Genomic DNA, 13,432 nt, shown 5'->3' with positions numbered 1-13,432 from the left:
AGAGTCGCGCCCTCGTGGGCGCGGATCTATGAGCGCCGTCGTATCGGCGCTTATGAGCGCGGTTTCATGGGCGCGGTTTCATGAGCGCAGCCGGGTGAGCACCGGCGGTCGGGGCCCGGCGGCCTCGTCGAACTCCAGGAGCCGCTGGACGGTCTCGGCCGTGCCGGTGCGCAGCACGTGGTCGCGCAGGCGCCGGTACCGGTCGAGGAGCGCGGCCTGCTCCTCCTGCGGCAGCAGGCCCGCCCGCTGGACCGCGAGGGCGAGGGCGGCGACGCGTGCGAGGTCGGCGTTGTCAGCGGCGTTCATGCCATGACCGTCCATGCCGCAGGCGTCCTGGAGGCGAACCGGAGGTGAACCGGACCGGACGCGACTGCAACGATCGATGTCCGATTTGCCCCCGAACGGGTTCTCCGGTTCCAGGGCTCGAATCGGCCGGTATCCGTGGGGCGATTTCAGGCTTAAGTAGGCATTGTGATGGTATGACCTCATGGGGGGCTCCCTCAACCGAGCACTGGGCTCCCCGACGCGTCCATGCGGAAGGATTCCCATGTCTGCCAAGCAAGAAGCGAACGACCAGGAGACCGGCGGCTGTCCCGTGCAGCACAGCCGCGCCCTCCTCCCCGTCCAAGGCGGCGGCAATCGGGGCTGGTGGCCCGACCGGCTCAACCTCAAGCTCCTCGCGAAGAACCCGTCCGTGCGCGACCCGTTCGGCACCGACTTCGACTACGGCGCGGCGTTCGAGTCCCTCGACCTCCCCGCGGTCAAGCGCGACATCGAAGCGGTCATGACCGACTCCAAGGACTGGTGGCCGGCGGACTTCGGGCACTACGGCCCGCTGTTCATCCGCATGGCCTGGCACAGCGCCGGCACCTACCGCATCAGCGACGGGCGCGGTGGCGCCGGTACCAGCCAGCAGCGGTTCGCGCCGCTCAACAGCTGGCCGGACAACATCAGCCTCGACAAGGCCAGGCGGCTCCTGTGGCCGGTCAAGCAGAAGTACGGCCGCAGCCTCTCCTGGGCCGACCTGCTCATCCTCACCGGGAACGTGGCCCTGGAGTCGATGGGCCTGCGGACCTTCGGGTTCGGCGGCGGCCGGGTCGACGCGTGGGAGGCCGACGAGGACATCTACTGGGGTCCCGAATCCGACTGGCTCGACGACCAGCGCCGCGGCGAGGACCGGCAGATCGAGGACGCGTTCGCCGCGGCCCAGATGGGCCTCATCTACGTGAACCCGCAGGGCACGGGCGGCAATCCCGACCCGGTCGAGTCGGCCGGCGACATCCGCGAGACGTTCCGGCGCATGGCGATGAACGACGAGGAGACCGTCGCGCTCATCGTCGGCGGCCACACGTTCGGCAAGACCCACGGCGCCGCTCCCGAAGAGCACCTCGGCCCCGAGCCCGAGGCCGCGCCGCTCGAGGCGCAGGGCCTGGGCTGGGCCAACTCGCACGGCACCGGCAAAGGCAACGACACGATCACCAGCGGTCTCGAGGGGATCTGGACCAACACCCCGATCACCTGGGACAACAGCTTCCTGGAGATCCTGTTCGGCTACGAGTGGGAGCTGGTGCAGAGCCCTGCCGGCGCGCACCAGTGGCGGCCGAAGGACGGCGCGGGCGAGGGCACCGTCCCGGACGCGCACGACCCGGCCAAGCGCCACGCGCCGACGATGCTCACCACCGACCTCTCGCTGCGGTTCGACCCGGTGTACGAGGCGATCTCGCGGCGCTTCCTGGAGCACCCGGACGAGCTCGCGGACGCGTTCGCGCGCGCGTGGTTCAAACTCACCCACCGCGACCTGGGGCCGATCATTCGCTACCGGGGCCCGGAGGTCCCCGCCGAGCAGCTCCTGTGGCAGGACCCGCTGCCCGCTCCGTCATGGGAGCCGATCGACGCCGACGACATCGCGCAGCTCAAGGAGCGCATCCTCGGGTCGGGCCCGAGCCTGCGGCAGTTCGTGGCCGCCGCCTGGGCGTCGGCGTCCACGTTCCGCGGCAGCGACAAGCGCGGCGGCGCGAACGGCGCCCGCATCCGGCTCGAGCCGCAGAAGGACTGGGAGGTCAACGAACCCGGGTCGCTGGCCGCGGTGCTCCGCGCGCTCCAAGGGGTGCAGGAGGCGTTCAACGGCGGTGGCGGCGGCAAGGGCGTCTCGCTCGCGGACCTGATCGTCCTGGGCGGCTCGGCGGCGGTCGAGCGCGCCGCGCAGCTCGCCGGGCACCAGGTCGAGGTGCCGTTCTCGCCCGGCCGGGTCGACGCGTCGCAGGAGCAGACCGACGTGGATTCGTTCGCGCCGCTGGAGCCCACCGCGGACGGCTTCCGCAACTACCTCGGCAAGGACCACCCGCTCCCCGCCGAGTACCTGCTGGTCGACCGGTCGAACCTGCTGGGGCTCACGGTCCCTGAGATGACCGTCCTCATCGGCGGCCTGCGCGTGCTGGGCGCGAACGTCGAGGACTCGCCCGTCGGCGTCCTCACCGACCGGCCCGGGACGCTCCAGAACGACTACTACCGGAACCTGCTCTCGCTCGACATCGACTGGGAGCCTGCGGGGCACGACTCGCAGACGTACGAGGGCCGCGACCGCGCCACCGGCGCGGTGCGATGGACCGGGTCCCGCGTGGACCTCGTGTTCGGCTCCAACGCGGAGCTCCGGGCCGTCGCCGAGGTGTACGCGGCCGACGACGCCGAGGAGCACTTCGTCCGCGACTTCGTCGCCGCCTGGGCGAAGGTGATGGACCTGGACCGCTTCGACCTGCGCTGACGCGCAGCGCGTGCAGCGGCCCCCGGCGACCCGCCGGGGGCCGCCTGCGTTCGGGGCGGCCGGGCCGGTCGGAGCGCGTCCCGGACGGACGAAGGCGTCGAGCGGAACGATCCGTCTTGCGGACGTCAGGCGGGCCCGGACGACCGGCGGCTCGTGCCGGGCTCAAGCGCCCCGCGGCGGGCGCTCCCCCGAACCCCGCTCGATGAAGCGGGTCGGCAGTTCGATGCGCCTGGTGAACCCGAGCGGGTCGCCGATGCGCTCGATCGCGAGCCGGGCCGCGCGGCGGCCGAGTTCGACCGGGTCGTGGGAGACGACGCTGACCCCGAGCACGTCCGCGGTGTCGAAGTCGTCGAAGCCGATGAGGGCGGGCACGTCCTCACCGAGGCCGCGCATGGCGCGCAGCGCGCCGATCGTCATCCGGTTGTTCCCGGTGATGAGCGCGGTCGGCGGGTCCTCGCCGCAGAGCAGGTCCGCCACGATCCGCTCCGGTGCGGCGCGCGGGTCGTCCACGAGCCGCTCCCAGCGCTCGGTGCCGCCGATGCCGTACGCGGCCATGGCCTCCCGGTACCCCTGCACCCGCTCGGCCTGAGCCCGGACCGCGGCCGGGTTGCACACGTAGCCGATCCGGCGGTGGCCCCGGGCGAGCAGCCGCGAGGCCGCGTCGAAGACCCCGCTGCGGTTGGCGAGCACGATCGCGTCGGCCACCAGGTTGCGGGCGGGCCGGTCGATGGCGATCACCGGCGTCCCCAGGTGCCGCTCCCCTTCGAGGTAGGACTGGTCGGCGGCGACTGGCACCAGCAGGAGCGCGCCGACCCGCTGCGCGAGCAGGGCGTCGACCACCCGCTCCTCGCCGTCCGGGGTGTCCCCTGTGGTGGCGACGACGAGCGCGTTCCCGTTGCGCGAGGCCTCCTGCTCGATCCCGGAGGCGATCCCGTAGTAGAACGGGTTGCCGAGCTCGCCCATGACGAAGCCGATGGTGTCGGTGCCGCCGCCGCGGCGCAGGGTCCGCGCCAGCGAGTTCGGCCGGAACCGCAGCCGCTTGGCGGCGTCGAGGACCCGCTCCACCGTCGCGGGGGCGACGAGGTCCCGGTTCCCGAACACCCGCGACACGGTCTTCGAGCTGACCCCCGCGAGCCTCGCGACGTCCTCGACCGTCGCTCGCTGCTGCACCGCCATACCGGCCTCCTCCCCTGAAAGTTGAGCTTACCCGGTCAAGTTCAGCGATGTCCATCGTCGGACAGTCGAACAAGTTTCGACGAAATCATTGCCGCCCGACTGAAATGAATCACCAGCTCAACGCTGGGATAGAGGTCACCCAGGTCACCGATCGATAACAAGACAGCGTTGACATGAACTTGCGATTAACCGGTTCAGAACCTAGGCTTTCGGGAGCTCCGCTTGAACGGCCGCGCGGAGCAGTTCAATGAAGAACCCGACAAGGAGTCCCTCATGACAAAGAAGGCATTGGCCGGTGTCGCGACCTTCGCCGCCGCCGCGATCGCTCTGAGCGGTTGCACCGGCGGCGCCGCCGACAACGACCCCTCAAACACGATCGACGGCGAGGTGAAGGGTGACCTCAAGATCATCACCTGGCGCACCGACCTCGTCGAGAACGGCAAGTTCGACGAGTACATCGCGGCGTTCGAGGAGCAGTACCCGGACGTCTCGGTCGAAGTCGAAGGCATCACCGACTACGCCGGCGAGATGACCACCCGCCTCAGCAGCGACAACTACGGCGACGTCATCGGCATCCCGGCCGCGATCCAGCCCGACCAGTTCGAGCAGTTCCTCGAGCCGCTCGGCGAGAAGGCCGAGTTCGAGGAGACCCACCGGTTCCTCAACGGCGCCTCCTACGACGGGACCCAGTACGGGCTCGCCATCGGCGGCAACGCGAACGGCGTCCTCTACAACAAGCGCGTCTTCGAGCAGGCCGGGATCACCGAGCTGCCCACCACCCCTGAGGCGTTCATCGCCGCGCTGCAGCAGGTCAAGGACAACACCGACGCCATCCCGATGTACACCAACTACAAGGACGGCTGGCCCCTCGGCCAGTCCTTCGGGAACCTCGGCGGCGTCACCGCCAACCCCGACGCCTCCAGCGAGATGGCGAAGGACACCGCGCCCTGGACCGAGGGCAAGGACATGTACGCGATCGACGGCCTGCTCTACGACGCCGTCGCCGCGGGCCTGACCGAAGAGGACCCGCTGACCACGAACTGGGAGCAGTCCAAGATCGACATCGCGACCGGCAAGATCGGCACGATGACCCTCGGCTCCTGGGCGATCTCGCAGATGCAGGCCGCCGCCGAGGCCAACGGCGCCTCCGCCGACGACATCGGCTACATGGCGTTCCCCTCGAACGTCGACGGCACCCAGCACGCGGTCATCGGCGGCGACTACAACCTCGCCGTCAGCCGCCACTCCGAGTCCAAGGCCGCGGCCTGGGCCTGGATCCAGTGGTTCATCGAGGAGTCGGGCTTCGCCGAGAACGAGGCCATGATCTCCACCGTGAAGGCCGACCCGCTGCCCGAGAACCTGGCCGGCCTCGAGGAGAACGGCGTCCAGCTCATGGAGATGAACGCCGCCCCCGCCGGTGAGGAGGGCCTGCTCAACGAGGTCTCCAGCGACTCGCAGGTCGACCTGTTCGGCAACATCTACCGCCAGGAGCTCGTCGACGTCGCCCGCGGCGCCGCCGACGGCGACAAGGAGAGCGTCTTCGCCGACCTGAACGCCCGCTGGGGCGAGTCGGTCGAACGGGTCGCGGGCTAAGGAAACCCCATGGCGATCAACGCAACCGGTGCCGCCTCGGCGGAAACCAGCGCCGACCGCCTCCACCCGGAGGGCCGCCCCGCGCGGCCCTCCGGGGCCGCCCGGCGGCGGACCTGGAGGCAGACGCGGCGCCAGCTCACCCCGTACCTGTTCATCGCGGCGGCCGTGGCGCTGCTGATCCTGCTCACGTACTGGCCCGCGGCGAACCTGCTGTACTTCAGCGTCACCGACTGGGACGGCCTCGACCAGGACCTGAACTACGTGGGCTTCGAGAACTACGTGCAGGTCTTCACCGACCCGCGCATCTTCGAGGTCTTCTACGTCAGCCTCTACTACTTCGGGGCCTCGTTCCTCCAGATCGGGCTGGCCCTGTACTTCGCGACGATCCTGAGCTTCAACACGAAGTTCAGGAACTTCTTCCGCGGCGTGCTGTTCTTCCCCTACCTCATCAACGGCGTCGCCATCGGGTTCGTGTTCCTGTACCTGTTCCAGCCGGACGGGACGCTCGACACGGTCCTGTCGTGGTTCGGCCTCACCGACCCGCCGCAGTGGATCGGCGACCCCGAGATCGCGAACTGGTCCCTCGCCGGCACCAGCGTGTGGCGGTACATGGGCATGAACTTCGTGCTGTTCCTCGGTGCGATCCAGTCGATCCCGAGCGACATCTACGAGGCGGCCGAGCTCGACGGCGCCAACAAGTGGCAGCAGTTCTGGGCGATCATCCTGCCGGGCATCCGCCGGATCATCGGCCTGTGCTTCGTGCTCTCGATCGCGGGCTCGCTCAGCGTCTTCGAGATCCCGTTCATCATGACCGGCGGCGCGAACGGCACCTCCACGTTCGTCATCCAGACCATCCAGACCGCGTTCACCCACCGCCAGGTGGGCACCGCCTCCGCGATGGCCGTCGTCCTGCTCGCGATCGTCCTCGTGGTGACCTTCGTGCAGCGCAAGCTCTTCCCCGACGAGAAGGTGGACCTGACATGACCACCATCCACAATGTCCCGCGGCCGGGCGTGAAGGCGCAGAAGGCCACCGTCGGCACCGCGAAGTACCTCAGCCTGGTCATCGCCGCGGCGTGCACGCTCCTGCCGCTCGTCACCGTGCTGTTCGCGAGCCTGAAGACCTCGGAGGAGTACGGCTCGACCGGTGCGCTGACGCCGCCGTCGAACTGGTTCAACCTGTCGAACTTCGTGACCGCCTTCGACAGCGGCAAGATGCTCGAAGGCATCCTCAACACCGGGATCGTCCTCGTCGTCTCGCTCGCCGGCACGATCTTCATCGGCACCATGGCCGCCTACGGCCTCGACCGGTTCGAGTTCCGCGGCAAGAAGCTCGTGTTCGCCCTGTTCCTCATCGCCACGCTCGTCCCGGGCGTGACGAGCCAGGTCGCCACGTTCCAGGTCATCAACGGCATGGGGCTGTACGACACGAAGGCCGCCCTGATCCTGCTGTTCATGGGCACCGACATCATCGCGATCTACCTGTTCATCCAGTTCATGCAGGCCATCCCGCCGTCCCTGGACGAGGCCGCGATGATCGACGGCGCGAACCGGTGGACGATCTACTGGAAGATCGTGCTCCCGCTGCTGCGGCCGGCGATCGCCACGGTCGTGATCATCAAGGGCATCGCGATCTACAACGAGTTCTACACGCCGTTCCTGTACCTGCCCTCGCAGGACATGATCTCGACCTCGCTGTTCCGCTTCAAGGGGCCGTTCGGCGCGCAGTGGGAGGTCATCTCGGCCGGGACGCTCATCGTCATCATCCCCACCCTCATCGCGTTCCTGTTCCTCCAGCGGTGGATCTACAGGGGCCTCACCTCGGGAGCCGTGAAATGACCGCGAACCCTCTGGCCCCGTACGTCGCGGGTATGACCTGGGGCTGGACCGGCGTGCGCGGGACCTGGGCGGCCCCGGAGGCCGCCGAGTCGATGCGCGCCATGACCGGCATCGGCGCCAACTGGACCGCGCTCGCGTACGCCGCGGTCCAGGAGACCGCGCAATCGACCGAGGTGCCGTTCCGCGAGGCGCCCACGGTCCGCGACGACGAGGTGGTGTGGGCGATCCGCGAGGCGAAGTCCCACGGCCTCAAGGTCTGCCTCAAGCCCGTGGTGAACGTCGGCGACGGCACCTGGCGCGCCCACATCGGCTTCTTCGACCAGGACGTGCCGGGCGAGCCGACATGGGGCGAGTGGTTCGCGTCCTACCGGGAGTTCATCCTGCACGCGGCCCGCATCGCCGAAACCGAGGCCTGCGAGATGCTCTGCGTCGGATGCGAAATGGTCCGCGCCGATGCCCGCGAGGCCGAGTGGCGCGCGCTCATCGCCGACGTGCGCGAGGTGTACTCCGGGCTCGTCACCTACAACTGCGACAAGTACCAGGAGGACCGCGTCACCTGGTGGGACGCCGTCGATGTGGTCTCCTCCTCCGGCTACTACCCGATCGACGGCTGGGAGGCCCAGCTCGACCGCATCGAGCCGGCCGTGGCCGCCGCGGGCAAGCCGTTCTTCTTCATGGAGGCCGGCTGCCCCTCCCGCACCGGCTCCCCCGACAAGCCCAACGACTGGGCCCTGCCCGGGACGCCTTCGGGCGAGGAGCAGGCGCGATACTACGAGGCCATGTTCGCGGCGTGCGACGCCCGGCCGTGGGTCGGCGGGTTCATGCTCTGGGACTGGCCGCCGCGTCTCTACACCGAGGACGAAGCGGCCGCGAACGACGACTACTGCCCCTACGCCAAGCCCGCGGCCGATGTGATCGCCCGCCACTACACCGAGAGGACCGCCCGGTGAACGGTGCGACCGCGACACTGGCGATCGACGCAGGGCAGACCAGTGTCAAAGTGCGCCTTCGGGACGGGGACCGCGCCACCGAGTGGTCGGCCCCCGGCGTCCGCACCGACGGCCCGCTCCTGCCGCAGCTCGCCGCCGTGGTCGACCGGGCCGTCGCCGAAGGCCACGCCTTCGAGCGGCTCGCACTCGGCGTCTCGGGCCTGGAGTCCGCGCACGCCGAGGCGGCCGGGCTCCTCGAGCGGTACCGGCGCGGCGGCGTGCGATCCGTCCACATCGCACACGACTCGGTCTCGGCGTTCCTCGGCGCGCTCGGCGACGGGCGCGGGGCCGTGGTCGCCGCCGGGACCGGCGTCGTGACACTCGCGGTGGGCCGCACCGAGGTCGCCCGCGTCGACGGCTGGGGCCACCTCATCGGCGACGCCGGCAGCGGCTACTGGATCGGGCGGGCCGGCCTGGACGCGGTCATGCGCGCCCACGACGGCCGCGGCGACGCCACCGCACTCACCGACCTGGTCAGGGCCGACTTCCCGGACCTGGAGCGGGCGTACCTCGAACTCCAGGCCGACGCGGACCGCGTGCGCCGCACCGCCGGGTACGCGCGCGCCGTCACCACCGCTGCGGCCGAAGGCGATCCGGTCGCCGCCGCCGTCCTCGGCGCCGCGGGCCGCGAACTCGCACTCTCGGCCCTCGCGGGCCTGCGCCGCACCGGTGAAGACGCCGCCGAACGGCCGCGCGTGCGGGGCATCGGCGGCGTCTTCACCGCCCCGGCGCTGGCCGAGGCGTTCACCCGCGAGGTGTGCGCGAGCCTCCCTGGAGCCGATGTGGCCGTGGGCGAATCGAACCCGCTCGACGGCGCGGGCCTGCTCCCGGACGTCGCCGAGTCGAGCGCCCTCGCCGCACGCATCGCCGCCGCGAGCGTGCCGCAGGCCGACGCCTGAGGAGCATGGTGGCGATGCCGAACGGGATGGAGCGAAGGGGCCTCGGCGGCGCGGGGCTCGGACCTGAGTGCCGCATTCGCTCTGCAGCGCAGCCGGAACGGGGAGGCGGGGGTCCGACCGCCATACCGCTCGGTTCACCGCGCGAACCGGGCGGCACGCCCGGCATCGCAGCGCGATCGGTACGCCTGACGCCGACGCTGCAGGTCGCAGCCCGCAGCACCGCATACCGGCCCCTCCGGCCGAAAGCCGTGCGGCCGGCGCTGGTGCCCGCGGCCCGGCATCGCAGCGCAGCCGGTACGCCTGGCGCCCTCGCTCCGGACCGCGAGCGCGGCCACCGCATCACCGGACCTGACGACGACTCCGCAACAACCTGAAGAGAGGCAACGGCTTTGCTCATCCCCATCGACAACGGCCCCCGCCCGTACGCGTGGGGCGCGGTCGGCCGGATCTCGGCACTGCTCGGCCGCCCGGCCGCGGGCGGCCCCGAAGCCGAGCTGTGGCTGGGCGCCCATGCGGGTTCGCCCGCGCGCGTCCTCGACCCGGCTGCGACCGGCGGCGCCGTCGACCTCCGGGAGTGGATCGCGCAGGATCCGGGGAGCGCTCTCGGAGCGCACGTCGCCGCCGGGGGTCGCCTGCCGTTCCTCCTCAAGGTGCTCGCGGCCGGCTCCCCGCTCTCGCTCCAGGCCCATCCGAACCCGGAGCAGGCGGCCGAGGGCTTCGCCCGCGAGAACGCCGCCGGGCTCGCGCTCGACGCCCCGGACCGCAACTACAAGGACCCGTTCCACAAGCCCGAGCTGATCGTGGCCGTGAGCGAGACGTTCGACGCGCTGTGCGGGTTCCGGCCCGTCGCCGAGGCCCGCTCGATCCTGGACACGATCGTCGAACTCGACGCCGCCTCAGCCGATCCGGAGCCGGAACCGCTGCGGGCGTTCACGAAACACCTCGAGGACGGCTACAGCTCCACGGTCGCGTGGCTCCTCGGAGGCGAGGCCGGACCGGCCGTGGCCCGCATCGTGCACCTCGCAGCAACCGTCCCGGACTGCCCCGCCCCGCTCGCCACGGTCCGCGACCTCGCCGCCGCCTACCCCGGCGATCCCGGTGCGGCCGTGTCGCTCCTGCTCAACCGGGTGCGCCTGCACCGCGGCGAGGCGCTGTACCTGCCGGCCGGGAACATCCACGCCTACCTCGACGGCGTCGGCATCGAACTCATGGCCGCCTCCGACAACGTGCTGCGCGGCGGCCTCACCGCCAAGCACATCGACGTGCCGGAGCTGCTGCGCGTGCTCGACTGCGACCCGCTGCCGGTCCCGCGGCTCGACCCCGAGCGCCCCGCGCCCGGAGTGCGCCTGTTCCGCCCGGACGTGCCCGACTTCGCGCTCTACCAGCTCGACCTCGACACCGCGCCCGCCTCGATCCGCCTCGACGGCCCGGCCATCGCACTCGCGACCAGCGGCCGCGGCCGGATCGTCGGCACCGACTTCGCCCCCGGTACCGCCTGGTACCTCACGCCGGAGGAGTCGCCCGTGACGGTCACCGGCAGCGGCGAGGTCTTCCTGGCCACGGTCGCCGCACCGCCGACCCGGCACCACCTGACACCCGAACACCAAGAGGACCAGCGATGACCGACCTTCCTTCGACCTTCCGCGCGCTCCACGAGGGCTGGACGCTCACCGCCGCCGACCTCGCCGCCGGCGCACCCGAAGCGGTCGCCGCGCCGCTCGCGGACGGCATCCCGGCCGCCGTTCCCGGTGAGGCCCACCTGGATCTGGTCCGCGCCGGATTGATCGACGACCCGTTCGACGGGGACAACGAGTCCGCGCAGCAGTGGATCGGCGACACCGCCTGGCGATTCACCACGGCGTTCGACTGGACCGACGACGGCTCGGCCCGCCACGACCTCGTCGCGCACGGACTCGACACCGTCGCCGTCGTGTCGCTCAACGGGATCGAGATCGGCCGCACCGAGAACCAGCACCGCGGCTACCGCTGGGACGTGCGCAAGGCGCTCCGCGAAGGCGCCAACACGCTCACCGTGGCGTTCGCCGCGCCGGTGCCCGAGACCGAGGCCCGCGCCGAGCGCGACGGCGCGCTGCCCCGCGTGAACCACCACGAGTACAACCAGATCCGGAAGATGGCCTGCTCGTTCGGGTGGGACTGGGGCATCGACGTCGCCGGAGCCGGGATCTGGAAGCCGATCGGCCTCGAATCCTGGTCCGGCGTCCGCGTCGCCGCGGTCCGTCCCCTCGTGGACGTGGTCGAGCGCGTCGGCGGCGGCCATGACGGCGTCCTCACCGCGCATGTCGACATCGAACGCGCCCAAGGCGACGCGCCCGTTCCGGTCACCGTGACGGTGACCGACCCGGACGGCGGAACCCGCCGGGCCACGGGCACCGTCGCGCCCGGCGCGTCCTCGGCGATCGTGGAGATGCGGGTCCCGGACGTGCGCCGCTGGTGGCCGGTCGGCTACGGCGACCAGCCGCTGTACGGCGTCGAAGCCGCCACCGCCGATGCCGCCTGGCGCGGCCGGGTCGGCTTCCGCACCGTCGGACTCGACACCGCCCCCGACGAGGGCGGCGCGCCGTTCCTGCTGCGGGTCAACGGCGAACGCGTCCTCGTGCGCGGCGCGAACTGGATCCCTGACCACGCGTTCCTCACCGAGATCGACGCCGACCGGTACGCGCGCCGCTTCGCGGACGCGTTGGACGCCAACATGAACCTGCTGCGGGTGTGGGGCGGCGGGATCTACGAGGCCGATGCGTTCTACGACCTCGCCGACGAGCGCGGCCTGCTCGTCTGGCAGGACTTCCCGTTCGCCTGCGCCGCCTACAGCGAGGACGCGCAGACCAGGTCCGAAGTGGAGGCCGAGGTCCGCGAGAACGTCACGAGGCTCAGCCCCCACCCCTCGCTCGTGCTCTGGAACGGCAACAACGAGAACACGTGGGGCTCGGTCGACTGGGAGTGGGCGCACCGCGTCGACGAGCGCGGCTGGGGCGACGCCTACTACAGCGAGGTCCTGCCGGGCCTCCTGGCCGAGCTCGACCCGACCCGCCCGTACTCCCCCGCGAGCCCGTACTCCTTCGGGGACTACCGGCACCCCAACGACGAGCGCTACGGGACCATGCACATCTGGGACGTGTGGAACCGCGAGGACTACACGAAGTACGCGGAGTACAAGCCGCGCTTCCTCTCTGAGTTCGGGTTCCAGGCCCCGCCCGCGTGGTCGACCCTCACCGCCGTGGTGCACGACGAGCCGCTCGACCCGTTCGGGCCGCAGATGCTCGTGCACCAGAAGGCGAACCTGGGCAACGCGAAGCTCGAACGGGGCTGGCAGGGCCACCTCCCCGACCCGCAGTCCATTCAGGACTGGCACTGGACGACGCAGCTCAACCAGGCGCACGCGATCCGCTTCGGCGTCGAGCACTGCCGCTCGCTCACCCCGCACAACACGGGCACGATCCTGTGGCAGCTCAACGACAACTGGCCCGTCGTCTCCTGGGCGGCCGTGGACTTCAACGAGCACCGCAAGCCCATGTGGCACGCCCTGCGCGACGCCTACGCCCCGCGCCTGGCCACGCTCCAGCCGCGCGCTTCCGAAGCGGCGCAGGCGAACGCGTGGGAGGGCACCGAGCCCGCGCCCGACCACCTGGCCCTCGTGCTCGTCAACGACACGGGCGAGGACTACGCGGGCGCGTTCACCCTGACCCGCGAGACCTTCGACGGCACCGTGCTCGCCGAGGCCGTGCTCCAGGTCGGCGTCCCCGCACGCGGCAGCGCCCAGCTCGCGGTGCCGGCGGACGTCGCCGCGTTCGGCGACCCGGCGTCCGAAGCGCTCGTCGCCGTCGCCGAGCCCGGCTCCGGGTTCGCCCCCGCGTTCCGCTACGCCGCCGAGGTCGTCGACCAGCGACTCGACCCGAAGCCGCTGCGCGTCGAAGCGGTCGGCGAGGGCGACACGGTCCTGCTGCGCCTGACCGCGACCTCCCTCGTGCGCGACGCGCACTGCCTCGCCGACACCGTCCACCCGAGCGCGAAGCCCGACCGCGGCATGGTCACCCTCCGCGCCGGAGAGACCGCCGAGATCCGCGTCAGCGCGACCGGCGACGCCGACCCGGCCGCGTTCGCGGCGGCCGTCCGCTGCGCCAACGACCTGCTCTGACCGCGTGCGTGCTCAGCGCGAGG

The 13,432-nt window shown here is 71.2% G+C and carries 10 protein-coding genes; 8 read left to right on the top strand and 2 right to left on the bottom strand.

Going from position 1 to position 13,432, the window contains the following annotated elements; genetic code table 11:
- Positions 1–78 precede the first annotated feature (78 nt).
- Positions 79–306 carry a hypothetical protein gene (locus QWI33_RS24610; RefSeq protein WP_289957794.1) on the bottom strand — a complete coding sequence of 76 codons (228 nt, stop codon included), beginning with the start codon at positions 304–306 and terminating at the stop codon, positions 79–81.
- A gap of 241 nt (positions 307–547) precedes the next feature.
- On the opposite strand from QWI33_RS24610, the gene katG reads away from it, so the two are divergent.
- On the top strand, positions 548–2,761 hold the full coding sequence (gene katG / locus QWI33_RS24605) for a catalase/peroxidase HPI (RefSeq protein WP_289957795.1): 2,214 nt from the start codon (positions 548–550) through the stop codon (positions 2,759–2,761).
- Positions 2,762–2,923: 162 nt separating this feature from the next.
- On the opposite strand, the gene QWI33_RS24600 is transcribed toward katG, so the two are convergent.
- Positions 2,924–3,937 carry a LacI family DNA-binding transcriptional regulator gene (locus QWI33_RS24600; protein ID WP_289957796.1) on the bottom strand — a complete coding sequence of 338 codons (1,014 nt, stop codon included), beginning with the start codon at positions 3,935–3,937 and terminating at the stop codon, positions 2,924–2,926.
- 273 nt (positions 3,938–4,210) lie between these two features.
- On the opposite strand from QWI33_RS24600, the gene QWI33_RS24595 reads away from it, so the two are divergent.
- From QWI33_RS24595 to QWI33_RS24565, 7 genes are all read left to right on the top strand, one after another.
- On the top strand, positions 4,211–5,530 hold the full coding sequence (locus QWI33_RS24595; protein WP_289957797.1) for an ABC transporter substrate-binding protein: 1,320 nt from the start codon (positions 4,211–4,213) through the stop codon (positions 5,528–5,530).
- Positions 5,531–5,539: 9 nt separating this feature from the next.
- A complete protein-coding gene (locus tag QWI33_RS24590) occupies positions 5,540–6,514 on the top strand; it encodes a carbohydrate ABC transporter permease (protein ID WP_289957798.1) in 975 nt (324 codons plus the stop codon).
- Entirely contained in the window at positions 6,511–7,368 is an 858-nt protein-coding gene (locus QWI33_RS24585; RefSeq protein ID WP_289957799.1) for a carbohydrate ABC transporter permease, read from the top strand. Before QWI33_RS24590 ends, QWI33_RS24585 begins: the two co-directional genes overlap by 4 nt.
- Complete coding sequence (locus QWI33_RS24580; protein WP_289957800.1) at positions 7,365–8,318, top strand: glycoside hydrolase family 113; 954 nt, start codon at positions 7,365–7,367, stop codon at positions 8,316–8,318. The genes QWI33_RS24585 and QWI33_RS24580 overlap by 4 nt, the downstream gene beginning before the upstream one ends.
- Positions 8,315–9,256 carry an N-acetylglucosamine kinase gene (locus QWI33_RS24575; RefSeq protein ID WP_289957801.1) on the top strand — a complete coding sequence of 314 codons (942 nt, stop codon included), beginning with the start codon at positions 8,315–8,317 and terminating at the stop codon, positions 9,254–9,256. The genes QWI33_RS24580 and QWI33_RS24575 overlap by 4 nt, the downstream gene beginning before the upstream one ends.
- Before the next feature lie 389 nt (positions 9,257–9,645).
- Positions 9,646–10,878 carry a mannose-6-phosphate isomerase, class I gene (gene manA / locus QWI33_RS24570; RefSeq protein WP_289957802.1) on the top strand — a complete coding sequence of 411 codons (1,233 nt, stop codon included), beginning with the start codon at positions 9,646–9,648 and terminating at the stop codon, positions 10,876–10,878.
- A complete protein-coding gene (locus QWI33_RS24565) occupies positions 10,875–13,409 on the top strand; it encodes a glycoside hydrolase family 2 protein (protein ID WP_289957803.1) in 2,535 nt (844 codons plus the stop codon). Before manA ends, QWI33_RS24565 begins: the two co-directional genes overlap by 4 nt.
- The last annotated feature ends 23 nt before the right edge of the window (positions 13,410–13,432 follow it).

The organism is Glycomyces tritici (assembly GCF_030403505.1).
The sequence above is the reverse complement of the archived record's forward strand: the minus strand, read 5'-3'. Positions and strand labels throughout refer to the sequence as shown.

Excerpts from the sequence above, each read along its gene's own strand:
- QWI33_RS24565 (WP_289957803.1), top strand. The coding sequence starts at position 10,875 with ATGACCGACCTTCCTTCGACCTTCCGCGCGCTCCACGAGGGCTGGACG.
- katG (WP_289957795.1), top strand. The coding sequence starts at position 548 with ATGTCTGCCAAGCAAGAAGCGAACGACCAGGAGACCGGCGGCTGTCCC.
- QWI33_RS24595 (WP_289957797.1), top strand. The coding sequence starts at position 4,211 with ATGACAAAGAAGGCATTGGCCGGTGTCGCGACCTTCGCCGCCGCCGCG.
- QWI33_RS24600 (WP_289957796.1), bottom strand. The coding sequence starts at position 3,937 with ATGGCGGTGCAGCAGCGAGCGACGGTCGAGGACGTCGCGAGGCTCGCG.
- QWI33_RS24580 (WP_289957800.1), top strand. The coding sequence starts at position 7,365 with ATGACCGCGAACCCTCTGGCCCCGTACGTCGCGGGTATGACCTGGGGC.
- QWI33_RS24585 (WP_289957799.1), top strand. The coding sequence starts at position 6,511 with ATGACCACCATCCACAATGTCCCGCGGCCGGGCGTGAAGGCGCAGAAG.
- QWI33_RS24590 (WP_289957798.1), top strand. The coding sequence starts at position 5,540 with ATGGCGATCAACGCAACCGGTGCCGCCTCGGCGGAAACCAGCGCCGAC.
- QWI33_RS24610 (WP_289957794.1), bottom strand. The coding sequence starts at position 306 with ATGAACGCCGCTGACAACGCCGACCTCGCACGCGTCGCCGCCCTCGCC.